Here is a 14,366-nt window from a genome sequence, read left to right as displayed (position 1 = left end):
TTTTTAACTTTACACCCATACTTCTTTGGCTAAGAAGTTAAAGCATTAATCACGCTACAGAACGCTAGGCAAAACGTTCACCATTTTTAATACAAACTAAATCGGTTCGCTACCGATCATTTTTGTGCAAGGTTTACATACCTTGCGAGGTTTTATGGCAACCAGTCAAGAAACAGTTTTTAGAGAACACCCGTGTTTTGGTGCTTGCAAAAACCGGAAAGGGCGCATTCATTTGCCCGTCGCCCCAGGTTGCAACATCGAGTGCCGTTTTTGCGATAGGCGCATTAACGAAGATGCTCAGGTACCGGGAAACACGAGTAAGGTAATTAAGCCCGAAGAGGCATGTGGTTACATCCGCAAGGCATTGGAATTCGTGCCGGAACTTACCACAGTAGGAATTGCAGGTCCTGGCGATACTCTTGCAACGCCTTTTGCGCTAGATACATTCCGTTTGGTGAAAAAGGAATTCCCGCAGCTGATTCGCTGCATGAGCACCAATGGGCTTTTGCTGAACGACAAGGCGGACGAAGTCATCGATGTAGGCATCGATTCGCTTACGGTTACGGTGAATGCCGTGGACCCTGAAATCGAGGCGATGATCAATGCGAGAATTTTCTACCACGGCAAAACCTATAAGGGTGTAGAAGCAGCCGAAATTCTGATTCACAACCAGCTCGAAGGCATTCGTAAGGTGGCAAAGAGCGGAACGCTTATCAAAGTGAATACGGTTCTTTGCCCGGGTATTAATGACAAGCACATCGAAGATGTGGCGGCCACCGTGCGCGAAGCGGGGGCCATCATGTACAATATCATTCCGTTGATTCCGCAAAACGGCTTTAAGGATATTCCTGCTCCGACTCCAAAGACTCTTGCGATTGCGCAGGAGCAGGCGGGAGTGTTCATCAACGTGTTCAAGCATTGCGCCCATTGCCGTGCCGACGCCGTTGGCGTCCCAGGCGTTTACGATGTCGGCGCGCAAATCTACATGGACCGTATCCGTGTAAAGGAGACTTTTTCTCATGGCTAAATATAGAGTTGCAGTCGCCACAAACGATGGCGAAAATGTCAATGTTCACTTTGGGCATGCCACGGCGTTCGACGTCTACGAAGTCGATGAAGAAAGCGGAAAATTTGAAAAAGTCGAAGTCCGCATAAAGCCGGAGCATTGCGACGGCACATGCGGCGATGGTGCTTGCGGTCAGCGAGATGTAGAACGTTCATCTATGTTCTCGGCAGCAAAGAATCTAGCCGATCTGGATTATGTTCTTTGCTCGCAGCTTGGCCCGCAGGCGGTGCAGGCGTTAACGCGCTTTAACGTGCGCGCTTTCGATATCGCGCTCCCCATTGCTGAAGCGATTGCCAAAATCAACGTATACCGTAAAAAGATTGCGGAACGTACCCAGAGACTCAAATAAAATGGAAAGTTTAACAGCAAAATTATGCGCATTTGCACGAGCCTGGCATTCTCTACAATCGGACCATACCGTTTTCAATGACTTTTTGGCGTTCGACCTGATGGGCCGCGAAGAGTACGAAAATGTTTCGCGCTTGATTCTAAAGCGGTTTCCGCAGGAATCAGAAAAATCGGTCGAATATTTCAACCGGAAATATTTTCTCCCGATTGTACTTTCGAGGAGTCGCTTCGCCGAAGATCGCGTTAAGCTCCTTGCCCGTTCGGGAAAGATTCAATATGTAATTTGCGGTGCAGGCGTAGACACGTTCTCGTTCCGCAACAAAGACCCGAATGTCGAAGTTTTTGAATTGGATTTGCTTCCGACGCAAAGCTACAAGAAAAATCGCATTCGCGAACTCAAGTGGAGCGTTTCGGAGAATGTCCATTTTGTGGCGATCGACTTCAGCAAGGACAGCATTGTCGAAAGACTTGTCGCAAACGGCTTTGACTGCAAAAAGCCGACAGTTATTAGCATTCTGGGTGTCTCATATTACCTTCCGCTTCCTGTTTTTGCAGAAACCGTGCGGCAGTTTTCAGAGATTGCATCAACCGGCATTTCGATTGTATTTGATTACCTGCAAAAAGATGCGTATTCGAATTCGGTTCAGGAATTGCGAAAAATTGTTGCTGATTGCGGCGAAACCATGGCCGAAGGCTACTTGGACCGCGAGGTTTTCGAGGTACTTGAGCGATATGGATTCAAGGTCGACGAATTTCTCGGCGAAAATGCGCTACAGCAGCGGTATTTTCTGATGGGAAACCTGAAGGCTTTTGATTCTGTACGCCTGATTGCAGCGGTTAAGTAGGCAAAATGGATTTGGTTTGCAATGAATCCTTTATTTATATACTATTTTTATAGGAAAGAAAAGGACTTCTCGAATGCACTACTTGATTGTTCCCGGTTTAAATAATTCTGGCCCGAGTCATTGGCAAACTTTTTGGACCAAGAGTCTGCCAAGCGCAAGTCGCGTTTTTCAGCATTGCTGGGATAAGCCGCAAAAAGAGGATTGGATTGCGACACTCGATGAAGCTGTCCGCCAGCTGAAGGACGACGCGATTCTGGTTTCACATAGTCTGGGCGTCGTAACGACGGCTCTCTGGCTTTTGCGTGCGAAACAGCAAGGGAATCTTCCGGCGAATATCAAGGGGGCCTTCCTTGTGGCCCCTGCCGATGCCGACACGGTCGATGTCATCAAGAACTTTGCTCCGATGCCTATCGAAAAAATGCCGGTGCCTGTTTGCATTGTGGGCAGCGAAAACGATCCGTACATGACTCCCGAGCGTACGAAATTTTTTGCCGAGGCGTGGGGCGCAAAGTTGTTTAATGCAGGCGCGCTAGGGCACATCAATTCCGACTCGAATCTAGGTGAATGGGAACAGGGCCGTGCATTCTTGGCAGAATTTGAGAAAGGCTTGCCACTTTAGCGTTTGTAATCTTTAGTTAAGCATTAAGGAATAATGTTGTACGAAAAATAATCCCTAAAGCGCATTAAAAAAAGTTATCTTGTGCGCGTTTTTTAAAAAAGTGGGTTAGGGATGAATCGTCAACAGCGCGAAGAGCTTCTTGATAGCATCAATCTTTTAGAAAATAGCCGAGATGAATATCTCCATACCTATGCTGGTGTGAGCGTTCACGATCGTACGGTCAGGTCGGTGCAGCTGCGAAAGGCGCTCGAAAACGTGAAGCGGCCTTTCGCCCAATTGTGCGAAAAGATGAAAACGTGCGATTGGCTGTATTTGCCTTTCGATTTGCCGGAACCCGCCTGCGTAAGGGATTCCGAGTTGACTTATTTCGGTATGCCGCCCAAGACGCTTTCGCAACTGATTGTGCTGATTGCGGCATCGATCAAGAAGCAGAATGTCACGGTTCTTTCTATTTGTACGAGAAATCTTGCCGTATACGAGATGATGTTCGGCTTTTGGAATACCCCGCAGAAAGACAATCTGGATGAACGTGTGGCGGCCATTACCGAGGCAGAGGAAAAGACGGGCGAGCTGTTTGACAAAGCGTCGGAAGAATTCGAAAGAATTCTGAAGATGACGGATTTGGTGAAGACCCAGATGATGTCTGTGACAGAAGCGGAACAGAATGCGAAGGCGAAGTCTGCAGAGGCGGCAGAAAAGGTCGCCGAAATTCAAGCGTTGACAGAGCAGCTGGATGCCCGAAAGCAGGGCTTGGAAGAACTTAAAGAATCTTTGACGCTCAAGATGAATGACGCCGAAGACAGGGACAGGCAATTTGCCGAGAAGATGGAGTCTGCCCAGAGCCTGATTGACCAGGCTTGTGCAAGGATTTCTGAAATCGACAACATGACAGAAAATAGCTTGAAGGATGTTCAAGCTTGCTTGACGACGTCTAGCGAAAAAGTCGAGAAAATCAAGAAGATGACAGACTTTGTGGGCGGTGGCTCTTTGGGCAGCAGTTTTAGCAAGAGAAAGCGGAGCTTGGGCCGCAAGGCGCGCCTTTGGCTGTTCCTAAGTTTGGTGCTGTTCGGCGGTGCGTCCTGGTGGATCTATAATGTGTTTACTCGATTCGGCGTGCATACGGATTCTGTATGGGCCGATGTGGTAATCAATGTCGCCATGTCTTCGATGGCGGTGTTTGCGCTGATCTTTGCCTTGTGGGAATACGGCAAGGAACGCAAATTGCAAGAAGAGTACGCCTTTAGGGAAACGATTGTCTTGACCTTGACGGCATGCTTGGATCAGCTTGATGCATGTCACCGCGATGACGTGAAAAAGCTGCTTTCGGACACGGTCGAAAAGCTTTGCTCGAAATTGCCGGTATAATTTTTAACGATACCTAGGTATCAAAAAACATTATTGGACATTTGTCTTTGCGACTTCTACATTTGGCTCAATGACAAAAAAAGTGGCAGTCGGTTTATCGGGCGGTGTAGATTCCGCCCTTTCGGCGTACCTGTTGCAAAAGCAGGGGTACGATGTGGTGGGCCTCACCATGGCAACGTGGGACGGCTCGGTGAATATGCCCGCAGTAGAAGGTCGTGAAGGCTGCTACGGCCCGAGCGAAGACAAGAATATCGAAGAAGCGAAACTAGTGGCAGACCGCTTGGGAATCCCGCATTATGTGGTTCCTGTCGCCGGCGAATATAAAACCAAGGTGCTGGATTATTTCCGCGCCGAATACCGCGCTGGCCGTACTCCGAACCCGTGCGTGCGCTGCAATCAGTCTATCAAGTTTGGCGCATTGCATTTGGCCGCCCGCAAAATGGGAATTGAATTCGATTATTTTGCTACGGGGCATTACGCACGACTCGATTTCAAAAACGAGAATGAACCCTTTTTGTACCGCGCCTTAGATGCGGGCAAAGACCAGACTTATTTTCTGTCGCGACTTTCGGCAGAGCAACTTTCGACGGTGCTTTTCCCGCTGGGTGGCATGCGTAAGCAAGACGTCAAGGCGCTCGCCGCTGAAATCGGCTGGGAAGATTTTGCCACCAAGCGCGAAAGCCAAGATTTTATTGAATGTGGCGATTACTCGGTGCTGTTCGAAGAATCGGACCAGGTACCGGGCGATTTCGTGGATGTGAGCGGCAAGGTGCTTGGCCGCCACAAGGGAATCGTGAATTATACCGTGGGCCAGCGCAAGGGCTTGAACATTGGTGGGCAAAAGGAACCGCTTTTTGTGGTGGCTATTGATGCAGCCAAGAATCAGGTGGTTCTCGGCCCCCGCAGCGCGCTTTCTTGTATACAAGTTTCTGCCATCGACTTGAACTTGATGGTCAACGGAAACTCGCCACTGCTTAGGGGACCGCTGGACGCCCACATTCGATTGGGCCACAAGGGATCTCCCGCAAAGATTCTGGACTTGGAGCCGGGCCGCATTCGTGTAGAGTTCGAAACGCCGCAGTTCGCTGCCGCTCCCGGCCAAGTGCTGGTGCTTTATTCCGGCGATGGTGTCGTCGCTTCGGCAATTATTGATAAATAACTTATTTGCAGTGCCGCAAAAGTGCGGCAATGTATGCTTTGGCGTAGCGCGAAGGCGTTACGCCTTTTCGCATCACGTAACCGATGGTCATTTTGTCGCGAACGTCGAGGTGCCTCGCGATAATGTTTCGACCGTTGAGCTTGTGGCTGATGACGCCGGAGCAAATGGTGTAGCCATTCAAACCGATGAGCAGGTTGAAAAGCGTCGCGCGGTCGCGAACCTTGATATTGCGTGGACAGTCGAAATCAATGGCGGTCAGGGGTTCTTCGGCGAAGTAGAACGAATTGAAATCGCCTTGTTCGTAGGTCAGGTACGGGTACGGTTTCAAGTCCTCCAGCGTGATTTTCTCTTTCTTTGCAAGCGGATTTTTAGACGACATAAACACATGCAGAGGGGTTGCAAAGAGCGGTTCAAAGATCAAATTGTTCTTTTGAATAAGTTTTTTGATGACTTTTTCGTTCTTGTCGCTCAAATAAAGTACGCCAATTTCGCTTTTTAGCTTCGCAATATCGTCAATAATTTCGTTAGTTTGGGTTTCCCGGAGCGTGAAATCGTAGCTCGGACCGCCGAATTTTCGAATGACGTCGACGAATGCGTTGACCGCAAAAGAGTAGTGCTGGCAGCTCACGGAAAAGATGGTGTTACCGCCTTTGCCTCCCTTGTAGCGGTCTTCCATGAGGGTTGCTTGTTCCAAGACTTGCCTTGCGTAAGAAAGAAATTCGTCGCCCTCGTTAGTGATCGTGACGCCTTTATTGGAGCGGTTGAAGATGGTAACGCCCATTTCTTCTTCGAGCTCATGAATGGCTGCCGTAAGGCTCGGTTGTGATATGAACACCCGCTTAGATGCTTCGGTGATATTGCGTGTGTCGGCGATGGCGATAGCGTATTTAAGTTGTTGTAAAGTCATGGTAATTCGGATTTCAGATTTCGGAATTCGGAGTTGTGGAATAAAATAGAAAATCGTTGATAGAAATTTTTTATGACTGGTTATAAGAATTTCTTTTGTTCACTCCATAGGAAAAATCTATGGTGAATGCGAAAAAAATAGTATTTTACCGATGGTGAAAAAGGAGATATATTTGGCGGCGTAATCGAAAAACAAACAAAAAAGGTAGGTTAAACACTATGAGTAATAAAAAAACATCTGTAATCGGTTTCCCGCGTATTGGTAAGGCCCGCGAACTCAAGTTTGCAAGCGAAAAGTTCTTCAAGGGCGAAATCTCCGAAGCGGAGCTCCAGAACGTCGCCAAAGAAATCCGTCAGTACGGTTGGGCAAAACAGAAGGCCGCCGGCATTGACTTTATTCCCTCGAACGATTTCTCGTTCTACGATAACGTTCTCGATACCGCATTCTTGTTCGGCATTGTTCCGGAACGTTATAAAAACCTCGACTTGAGCGTACTCGAAAAGTATTTCGCAGCCGCTCACGGTTACCAGGGTGAAAAGGGCGACGTGAAGGCCCTCCCCATGAAGAAGTGGTTCAACACAAACTACCACTACATTGTTCCGGAAATTGATGACGCCTCTGAATTTAAGGTAGACGATTCCAAGCCGGTGCAGGAATATAACGAAGCGAAGGCTGCTGGAATCCAGACCGTGCCGACTTTGATTGGCGCTTACACGTTCCTCCGCTTGGCCCGCTACAACGGCCAAAAGAAGGCCAAGGATTTTGTAGCCTCTGCAGTCGCTGCTTACGCGAAGGTCGCCGAATTGCTCGCCGCTGCCGGTGCCGAATGGATCAGCTTCGCCGAACCCGCTTTGGTGTTTGACGTGACCGCCGAAGAAAAGGAACTTTTTAAATCTATTTATGTGGAACTTATCAAGAAGGTGCGTGCTGCAGGCCTCAAGGTTGCATTGCAGACTTACTTTGGCGATATCCGCGATGTGTACCAGGATGTGGTCGCCCTCGGTTTCGATGCCATCGGTCTTGATTTTGTGGAAGGCCTCAAGTCGCTGGAACTCGTCAAGTCCGGTTTCCCGAAGAACACGCTCTTGCTCGCCGGTATCGTGAACGGCAAGAATATCTGGCGTGCCGATTACGCGCAGAAGAATGCTCTGCTCGCCGAAATCGTGAGTGCTGTCGGTGCCGAAAACGTGGTGGTCGGAACTTCTTGCTCGCTGTTGCATGTGCCGTATACGGTTGCTGCCGAACAGAAACTCCCCGCCGAAACGCTCCGTCACTTTGCCTTTGCCGAAGAAAAGCTTGCGGAACTGGCTGAAATCGCAAGCGGTGACGTTAACGCCCTCGAAAAGAACAAGGCCTTGTTTGCAACTCCGCGTGTGCAGGCAAACGCCAAGGTGCAGGCAGAACTGGGCGCCCTCACCGCCGCTGATTTCGAACGCAAACCGAGCCGCCTCAAGCGCCGCGAAGTGCAGAAGGCTGAATTCAAACTGCCCGCATTCCCCACGACTACCATCGGTTCTTTCCCGCAGACGGCTGAAGTCCGCGCGAACCGCGCCGCATTCCGCAAGGGTGAAATTTCCAAGGAACAGTATGTGGAATTCAACCGCAAGAAGATTGCCGAATGCATCAAGCTGCAAGAAGAAATCGGCCTCGACGTGATTGTGCATGGTGAATTCGAACGCAACGACATGGTGGAATATTTCGGCTCGAAGATTGACGGATTCGTGTTTACGCAGAATGCCTGGGTGCAGAGCTACGGCACCCGCTGCGTGAAGCCGCCTGTAGTTTGGGGCGACGTGAGCCGCAGTGCTCCGATTACCGTTGAATGGTCTGTATACGCTCAGAGCTGCACCAAGAAGCCGGTGAAGGGCATGCTTACGGGTCCGGTAACGATTCTCAACTGGTCGTTCCCGCGTGAAGACGTTTCGCTGAAGGTGCAGGCACAGGAAATCGGCTTTGCTATCCGCGACGAAGTCCTTGACCTCGAAAAGAACGGCATTCGCATTATCCAGATTGACGAAGCCGCTCTCCGCGAAAAGTTGCCGCTCCGCAAGAGTGACTGGCACAAGGAATACCTCGACTGGGCAATTCCGGCATTTCGCCTAGTGCACGCGAAGGTCAAGCCCGAAACGCAGATTCACACGCACATGTGCTATAGCGAATTCAACGACATCGTGCGCGATATCGACAACATGGATGCCGACGTAATCACCTTCGAAGCGAGCCGTTCCGACCTCAAGTTGCTTGACGCCCTGAACGAAGCCAAGTTCGAGACGCAGGTGGGCCCGGGCGTGTATGACATTCACTCTCCGCGCGTTCCCTCGGAACAGGAAATTGTGGACGCACTCCACAAGATTATCGCGAAGGTCCCGCGGCAGAATGTGTGGGTGAACCCCGATTGCGGCCTCAAAACCCGCGGCGAAACCGAAACCACGGCAAGCCTCAAGAACCTTGTGGCAGCCGCAAAGAAATTGCGCGCCGAATAAGCCGTAAGGAACATTTCTGGATTGATGCGTCTCACGTTTTTGGCGTGAGGCGTTTTTTATTGCACTTCCGCTGAAATTATTATACATTAAGGGTATGGATATCGCATCGAGTACATACCGCCGCATTTTTGTGCTGGGTTCTGGATTCAGCAAGTCGTTTTGTCCGCAAATGCCCACGCTGCGCGACTTGAACGAACTGATTCCTTTTGGAATTTCAGACGAGTTCCCGCACCTGCGTGATTACTGCAGGCGGTTTCTGGAACTTTGCAATAACCAGGCGGAATACCTGAATATCGAAACGCTTTCGACTTCAATTCTGTCGGCGCAGATTTTCCCCGGTGTGCGCGAAAGTCTTTACCATTCGAGCCTGCGTTTTGAACTGTTGCGTTTTATTGCGGGCTCGATTCGTCATGACCATGCGGTAGATTCCCAGTCGGCGGCCATTCTCCGCAAGTTCTTGGCGGGCTGCGTGAATTGCCCGAGCGAGGGCGTGCGCGATACCTTGCTGCTCAGCTTTAATTACGACACGCTGATTGAAAATATTATTGCTGCTGATTCTGAAATGGGTGCGAACGTGGCGGTGGATTACGGGGTGCGTATTGACCCGGCTGACCGCAGTGCGGTTCGTGCGCCGCGGACTCATTCGATTGATTTGCTCAAGCTGCATGGCTCGCTGAACTGGTACCCGGTCAAGGGCGCTTCTGATCCGCTTGATTTAAAGAATGTGTGCCAGGTGGAACCTTGCGACCGCAGTTTTCCGATTTACCGCGAAGATACCCCGATTTATATTCCGATGGCGCACGCTAAGGAATCTTTCTTGCGCGGGAGCCTGTTTAATTTGTTGTGGAGTAAGGCCGATTACTATCTCAAGAATGCCGAAGAGATTTTCTTCTTGGGCTATGGATTCCCGAAGTCCGACATGAACAATCTGGAATTCTTGTTGCGCCATCGTGACCGCTTCAAGAAGGTCGTAGTGTTCGAACGCGAAGGCCACCCTGATTTGGAACGCCTGCGGGCGCTGTTGGGCGATACCCTGGTGCAGTCCATGGATGCCAAGGAATTCTTGACTAAGTTCTAGGGGCGCGTAATTCGCGTTGCCGAGGTCTTGCTATATTTTGCACCGAAGGGTGCAAAAATGAAACTTTTTGGATTGGCCATATTTATGCTTGCGGGCATTGCATGTGCCCAATTGGTGCAAAAGAAGGCTCCTACGGCAGCCGATAGCATTGATCTTGGCGACAAGAAAGGCCCGATTGTCTATTCGGACCCTAAAGAAAACGAAAAGTCTGCCATAAAAGATGCGACTGTCGAAATGGACAGTCGCAAGATTTCAAACGATTCTACCGTCGGGACGTTGATAGGTGTCGGCGCTGAATTCGTAGGCGACATCATGAAAGGCATGCTTTCGCCCAATTCTGCTGAAACCGACGCCGTCGAGTTAGAACGAACCAGAAGGTAACCAAAACTGATGTGGAATGTGAAATGTTTAATTACTCATCTCACATTTCTCATTCTTAATTATCCCAAATACTTCTCGCCGGATTCTACGCTCTGGTAGATGAGCGTGTTGATGGTCATGGGGCCTACGCCGCCCGGAACCGGAGTGTAGGCGCTGGCCACGTCTTCGAGACCTTTTTCGATATCGCCTACGCCACCCGGATGGTAACCGGCATCGACCACGACGGCGCCCTGCTTGATCCATTCCTTCTTGATAAATTCGGGCTTGCCGACCGCACCGACCAAAATGTCCGCCTGCTTCACGTATTCGGGCAGGTTTTCGGTCTTGCTGTGGCAAATGGTTACGGTGCAGTCTGCGTTCAAAAGCATCATGGCCATGGGCTTTCCAAGAATGGCGCTGCGGCCTACAACCACGGCGTGCTTGCCCTTGAGCGGGATGTTGTAAGCCTTCAGGAGGCGCATAATGCCAGCCGGCGTTGCGCAACCGTAGGCGGGTTCGCCCATAGCCATGCGGCCAAAGCCGAGGCAGGTCACGCCGTCCACGTCCTTGCGGGCGTCAATCGCTTCGAAAGCGGCGCGTTCGTCGATGTGACGCGGAACCGGGTGCTGCAGCAGAATGCCGTGCACGTCGTTGTTGTCGTTGAGTTCCTGAATCTTGTCGAGGAGTTCCTGCGTGGTGGTGTTCTTCGGGAGCACCACGCGGATGCTTTCCATGCCCACGCGGGCGCAGGCGTTGCCCTTCATCTTCACGTAAGTGGCGCTTGCCGGATCGTCACCCACCAAAATCGTTGCAAGGATCGGGGTCTTGCCCGTCTTTTCCTTGAGCTTTGCCACGCGGGCGCTGAGTTCTTCTTCAGTGGTCTTGGCAAGTGCCTTGCCGTCGAGGATGAGTGCTGCCATAAGTGTCTCCGGGGCGCAAAGTGCGCGATTGTTTGCCCCAAAGATAGAAAAGAGTCTGGGGTTAGTCATTAGTTTTGCGCCAAAGAAAAAAATAAAGCCCCGCGGAAGGCGAGGCTACAAAATTTGAAAAATGTAAGGTTCGTAAATCTTAGAACATGTCCTTGAGGGACGGGACCAAGGAGCAAACAATCACCCACGGGTAGGAAAGCGAACCCTTAAGCCAACCAGTCTTGGCAGGGCTCGGAACTGCACGAGCAGTGTTCGAGCTGACCATGCTATCGAGCTCGCTACGAACGCTCTCGATGGAGCTTTCGAAAGCCTGCTTGTTAGCGGAGGCCGAATTTATGAAATTTTCGAAACGGTAGTTCATACAATTTCCTTATATTTCTCACTCTTATGTGTAAATTTAGTAACAAAAATCTGTTTTAGCAACCCCTTTGTAAACCCCCGTTTACGGCAATTGTGTAAGCAAAGTTATTGTCTATTTGGATAAAAGTGTCTAAATTTTGCTAAAAACGCCGATTTTTGCTTAAAGATTTTTCTAAAAAGTCGGAATTTTGTACATTTTAGGGCGAAAAGATTGTTCTAAAAAGTGTTCACGACGCGTTCTTTAAAGTCTTTTCTATTTTTGGATGTGTTGGATATCACTGGAATTTGCGATGTAACTCGCTATAGATCAAGGAATTATATGAAGATAAACCATGTTTTTTCGGCTTCTTTGGCACTTTGCTCGGTGCTGGTTGCTTGCGGTGGCGGTCAAAAACCCGCTGTGGATCCCGAGGCTCAGACTGATTCTGCTGCTGCCCCCAAGTCTGCTTTGCCGGATTTGAATAACCCCACCGACCGTTACAGCTATGCGCTGGGTATGGACTTGGGCAAGGCAATTGCGAACGTGAACGTGCCGTTGAACATGGATGTGCTCATGGGCGCTATCAAGGACCAGGTGGATTCTACTCGCCCGGTGCAGATGGCCGATTCTACTGCGGAATCCGCCTTGCAGGATTTGCTTTTGCAGATGCAGAAGAAAAAGGAATCCGACGAAAAGGCCCAGGCCCAGAAGGCGCTTGATGAACAGACGAAGTTCCTTGCCGAAAATGCCAAGGATACGACTGTCAAGAAGACTCCGAAGGGCGTGCAGTATAAGGTGATTAAGGCCGGTGCAGGCATTAGCCCCAAGATGAGCGACAAGGTGCAGGTGCACTATATTGGAGCGCTCCTCGACGGAACGGAATTCGACAATAGCGTCAAGCGCGGTGAACCGCTAGAATTCCCGGTGAGTGCCGTGATAGAAGGCTGGCAGGACTTGCTGCAGGTCATGAAGGAAGGCGACAAGGTGAAGGCCTGGATTCCGAGTGCCCTTGCCTATGGCGAAGCGGGCGTGCCTCCGATGATTCCGGCGAATGCGATGCTTGTGTTCGAGGTGGAACTCTTGAAGGTTTATGCCGAAGTGCCTGCGGTTGACAGCACTGCTGTGCCCGCCGCCCCTGCTGCCGCTCCGAAGGCTGAAACGAAGCCTGCGGAACCAGCCAAGGCCGAAGCCAAGCCGGCAGAAAAGAAGGCCGAGGCTAAGCCCGCTGCTGAAAAGAAGCCGGAAACCAAGCCTGCAGAAAAGAAGGCCGAGGCTAAGCCCGCTGCTGAAAAGAAGCCGGAAACCAAGCCTGCAGAGAAAAAGGCAGAAGCAAAGCCTGCCGAAGCTGCAAAACCCGCTGCCAAGCCGGAAACGAAACCCGCCGAGGCGGCAAAACCCGCTCCTAAGAAATAGTTTCTGCTAAATAATTATACGTTTATTGCCCCGCGCAAGCGGGGCTTACTTTATTACAACCACTGCCTACCGCCTACTTCCTACTGTCTACTTTCTACTTCCTACTATTTTTTTAAATTTGCGGTGACACTTTTAATATTCTCCAGTGTTACAATGGTATGAACGGGAAAAATCTCCTTGACCGCATGGCTTTTTCGAAACTGTACGAGGCATATGCCCCGATGGTTTACAGACGCTGTGTGTTTTTGCTCAAGGACGATGCCGAAGCGAAGGATATGGTGCAAAACGTGTTTTTGCGCGTATACGAACGCATGGATACCTTGGATCTTTCGCAGCCGTCGAGCTTGTTGTGGAATACGGCGACCAGGCTCTGCCTGAATCGCATTCGCGACAAAAAGCGCCGCGGGCTAGATGTGGATTCGAGCGAACTCTTGCTCACCATCGCCTGCGCCGAAGAAGATGACGGAATCGAGGCCAGGGGCCTTTTGGCAAAGATTTTCTCGAAGGAGCAGGAATCGACCCGCACGATTGCGACGCTACATTATGTAGACGGCATGACGCTCGAAGAAACTGCTGAAACTGTTGGACTTTCGGTGAGTGGCGTGCGCAAGCGTTTGCGTACCCTGCAAGCCAAGATCAAGAATCTGGAGGTTGAAAGATGACATCTGTCAATAAAATTTCCGATTTCAAGCTGGAACGCTATCTGCTCGGGGAACTCTCCGAAAAAGAAATGCGTGAACTCCAGGAACGCGAATTGAGCGACGAAATCTTTGCCGCCCGCGTGGCTGAAATGCGCCTGCAGGGCAAGCGCTTTGTGGCGGAAAATCCGTTTGTGGCCCTGGAAGAACGCATCGATGCTGTTGGTGGCGTGGATTGCCATGTCGCTGACGCTCCTCGCAATGACGTAGGTGGGCGTAATACCTTGTGGCTCAAGGTGGCTGCCGCGTTGGTGATTGCGCTGGGCGTGTTTTCTATGGTGCTTTTGAATCGTAATGTCGAAACCTTCGATAGAAAGGACGCTGCGATGCAAGTTGCCATGGCCGATGTAGATGACGGCACGCGAATCAAGGGAATGCAGGCTTCTTTGGAAGTCTGGAAAAAGACGGGTGACAGCGCCGTGCAAATGGTGAACCTGGGCGATGCCCACGAAGGCGACGAAATCCAGTTGCGTTACCGTGTTCCGCAAAAGTGCTTCGGCATGCTTTTTAGCATGGACGGCAACGGAACCATTACCATGCACATGGGCGAAGGCAACAAGGCCATTGAACTGGAACCCGGCAAAATGACGACGCTTCCATTTGCCTACAAGCTTGATAACGCTCCGAAATTCGAAAAGTTCTTCTTGCTCACATCGCAGAATTCTTTTGAAATTGACGGCAACGATATTGACAAGAGCCTGAAGCAGGCAGGTGTAGAAAACGTTTCGTTTACGCTCCGCAAAGTTGGGAAATAAG

15 protein-coding genes are annotated in these 14,366 nt (G+C 50.5%); 12 read left to right on the top strand and 3 right to left on the bottom strand.

Annotated elements, in window-relative coordinates; all coding sequences use genetic code 11:
- The first annotated feature begins 154 nt into the window (after positions 1-154).
- The 6 genes from BUC02_RS08980 (at position 155) to mnmA (ending at position 5,402) form a co-directional block, all read left to right on the top strand.
- Complete coding sequence (locus BUC02_RS08980) at positions 155-1,027, top strand: radical SAM protein (RefSeq protein WP_073321566.1); 873 nt, start codon at positions 155-157, stop codon at positions 1,025-1,027.
- A complete protein-coding gene (locus tag BUC02_RS08975) occupies positions 1,020-1,415 on the top strand; it encodes a NifB/NifX family molybdenum-iron cluster-binding protein (protein WP_073321563.1) in 396 nt (131 codons plus the stop codon). The genes BUC02_RS08980 and BUC02_RS08975 overlap by 8 nt, the downstream gene beginning before the upstream one ends.
- A gap of 1 nt (position 1,416) precedes the next feature.
- Positions 1,417-2,259 carry a class I SAM-dependent methyltransferase gene (locus BUC02_RS08970; RefSeq protein WP_073321560.1) on the top strand — a complete coding sequence of 281 codons (843 nt, stop codon included), beginning with the start codon at positions 1,417-1,419 and terminating at the stop codon, positions 2,257-2,259.
- 73 nt (positions 2,260-2,332) lie between these two features.
- Positions 2,333-2,878: an RBBP9/YdeN family alpha/beta hydrolase gene (locus BUC02_RS08965; protein WP_073321557.1), complete on the top strand. Its 546-nt coding sequence runs from the start codon at positions 2,333-2,335 to the stop codon at positions 2,876-2,878.
- A 111-nt stretch (positions 2,879-2,989) separates the two neighbouring features.
- The gene (locus BUC02_RS08960) at positions 2,990-4,243 is read left to right on the top strand and encodes a hypothetical protein (RefSeq protein ID WP_073321554.1); all 1,254 of its coding nucleotides are present in this window, start codon (positions 2,990-2,992) and stop codon (positions 4,241-4,243) included.
- A 70-nt stretch (positions 4,244-4,313) separates the two neighbouring features.
- The gene (gene mnmA / locus BUC02_RS08955; protein WP_073321551.1) at positions 4,314-5,402 is read left to right on the top strand and encodes a tRNA 2-thiouridine(34) synthase MnmA; all 1,089 of its coding nucleotides are present in this window, start codon (positions 4,314-4,316) and stop codon (positions 5,400-5,402) included.
- Between the two features lies 1 nt (position 5,403).
- On the opposite strand, the gene BUC02_RS08950 is transcribed toward mnmA, so the two are convergent.
- Positions 5,404-6,309: a LysR family transcriptional regulator gene (locus BUC02_RS08950; RefSeq protein ID WP_073321548.1), complete on the bottom strand. Its 906-nt coding sequence runs from the start codon at positions 6,307-6,309 to the stop codon at positions 5,404-5,406.
- 218 nt (positions 6,310-6,527) lie between these two features.
- Between BUC02_RS08950 and metE the strand changes: the two genes are divergently transcribed.
- The 3 genes from metE to BUC02_RS08935 all read left to right on the top strand — a co-directional run bounded on the left by metE (position 6,528) and on the right by BUC02_RS08935 (position 10,251).
- A complete protein-coding gene (gene metE, locus BUC02_RS08945; protein WP_073321545.1) occupies positions 6,528-8,792 on the top strand; it encodes a 5-methyltetrahydropteroyltriglutamate--homocysteine S-methyltransferase in 2,265 nt (754 codons plus the stop codon).
- 94 nt (positions 8,793-8,886) lie between these two features.
- Positions 8,887-9,870, top strand: coding sequence for a hypothetical protein (locus BUC02_RS08940; RefSeq protein ID WP_073321542.1), 984 nt, complete (start codon positions 8,887-8,889; stop codon positions 9,868-9,870).
- A 57-nt stretch (positions 9,871-9,927) separates the two neighbouring features.
- On the top strand, positions 9,928-10,251 hold the full coding sequence (locus tag BUC02_RS08935; protein ID WP_139261085.1) for a hypothetical protein: 324 nt from the start codon (positions 9,928-9,930) through the stop codon (positions 10,249-10,251).
- Between the two features lie 59 nt (positions 10,252-10,310).
- On the opposite strand, the gene folD is transcribed toward BUC02_RS08935, so the two are convergent.
- Together folD and BUC02_RS08925 are read right to left on the bottom strand one after the other, a co-directional pair.
- Entirely contained in the window at positions 10,311-11,150 is an 840-nt protein-coding gene (gene folD / locus BUC02_RS08930) for a bifunctional methylenetetrahydrofolate dehydrogenase/methenyltetrahydrofolate cyclohydrolase FolD (protein WP_073321536.1), read from the bottom strand.
- 148 nt (positions 11,151-11,298) lie between these two features.
- The gene (locus tag BUC02_RS08925; protein WP_073321533.1) at positions 11,299-11,520 is read right to left on the bottom strand and encodes a hypothetical protein; all 222 of its coding nucleotides are present in this window, start codon (positions 11,518-11,520) and stop codon (positions 11,299-11,301) included.
- Between the two features lie 318 nt (positions 11,521-11,838).
- Here BUC02_RS08925 and BUC02_RS08920 point away from each other — a divergent pair, with 318 nt between their 5' ends.
- From BUC02_RS08920 to BUC02_RS08910, 3 genes are all read left to right on the top strand, one after another.
- On the top strand, positions 11,839-12,912 hold the full coding sequence (locus BUC02_RS08920; RefSeq protein WP_073321531.1) for an FKBP-type peptidyl-prolyl cis-trans isomerase: 1,074 nt from the start codon (positions 11,839-11,841) through the stop codon (positions 12,910-12,912).
- Between the two features lie 158 nt (positions 12,913-13,070).
- On the top strand, positions 13,071-13,574 hold the full coding sequence (locus BUC02_RS08915; protein ID WP_073321528.1) for an RNA polymerase sigma factor: 504 nt from the start codon (positions 13,071-13,073) through the stop codon (positions 13,572-13,574).
- Positions 13,571-14,365 (top strand): hypothetical protein, encoded by a 795-nt coding sequence (locus BUC02_RS08910; protein WP_073321525.1) that lies wholly within the window; start codon positions 13,571-13,573, stop codon positions 14,363-14,365. The genes BUC02_RS08915 and BUC02_RS08910 overlap by 4 nt, the downstream gene beginning before the upstream one ends.
- The last annotated feature ends 1 nt before the right edge of the window (position 14,366 follow it).

It is taken from the genome of Fibrobacter sp. UWOV1 (genome assembly GCF_900142495.1).
GTDB lineage: Bacteria > Fibrobacterota > Fibrobacteria > Fibrobacterales > Fibrobacteraceae > Fibrobacter.
Note: the sequence above shows the minus strand (reverse complement) of the source record. Positions and strands in the feature narration are given on the sequence as shown.

What these genes read in the sequence shown, in the direction of transcription:
- metE (WP_073321545.1), top strand. Translation starts at nt 6,528, where the DNA reads ATGAGTAATAAAAAAACATCTGTAATCGGTTTCCCGCGTATTGGTAAG.
- BUC02_RS08950 (WP_073321548.1), bottom strand. Translation starts at nt 6,309, where the DNA reads ATGACTTTACAACAACTTAAATACGCTATCGCCATCGCCGACACACGC.
- mnmA (WP_073321551.1), top strand. Translation starts at nt 4,314, where the DNA reads ATGACAAAAAAAGTGGCAGTCGGTTTATCGGGCGGTGTAGATTCCGCC.
- BUC02_RS08980 (WP_073321566.1), top strand. Translation starts at nt 155, where the DNA reads ATGGCAACCAGTCAAGAAACAGTTTTTAGAGAACACCCGTGTTTTGGT.
- folD (WP_073321536.1), bottom strand. Translation starts at nt 11,150, where the DNA reads ATGGCAGCACTCATCCTCGACGGCAAGGCACTTGCCAAGACCACTGAA.
- BUC02_RS08920 (WP_073321531.1), top strand. Translation starts at nt 11,839, where the DNA reads ATGAAGATAAACCATGTTTTTTCGGCTTCTTTGGCACTTTGCTCGGTG.
- BUC02_RS08975 (WP_073321563.1), top strand. Translation starts at nt 1,020, where the DNA reads ATGGCTAAATATAGAGTTGCAGTCGCCACAAACGATGGCGAAAATGTC.
- BUC02_RS08910 (WP_073321525.1), top strand. Translation starts at nt 13,571, where the DNA reads ATGACATCTGTCAATAAAATTTCCGATTTCAAGCTGGAACGCTATCTG.
- BUC02_RS08970 (WP_073321560.1), top strand. Translation starts at nt 1,417, where the DNA reads ATGGAAAGTTTAACAGCAAAATTATGCGCATTTGCACGAGCCTGGCAT.
- BUC02_RS08965 (WP_073321557.1), top strand. Translation starts at nt 2,333, where the DNA reads ATGCACTACTTGATTGTTCCCGGTTTAAATAATTCTGGCCCGAGTCAT.
- BUC02_RS08925 (WP_073321533.1), bottom strand. Translation starts at nt 11,520, where the DNA reads ATGAACTACCGTTTCGAAAATTTCATAAATTCGGCCTCCGCTAACAAG.
- BUC02_RS08935 (WP_139261085.1), top strand. Translation starts at nt 9,928, where the DNA reads ATGAAACTTTTTGGATTGGCCATATTTATGCTTGCGGGCATTGCATGT.
- BUC02_RS08940 (WP_073321542.1), top strand. Translation starts at nt 8,887, where the DNA reads ATGGATATCGCATCGAGTACATACCGCCGCATTTTTGTGCTGGGTTCT.
- BUC02_RS08960 (WP_073321554.1), top strand. Translation starts at nt 2,990, where the DNA reads ATGAATCGTCAACAGCGCGAAGAGCTTCTTGATAGCATCAATCTTTTA.
- BUC02_RS08915 (WP_073321528.1), top strand. Translation starts at nt 13,071, where the DNA reads ATGAACGGGAAAAATCTCCTTGACCGCATGGCTTTTTCGAAACTGTAC.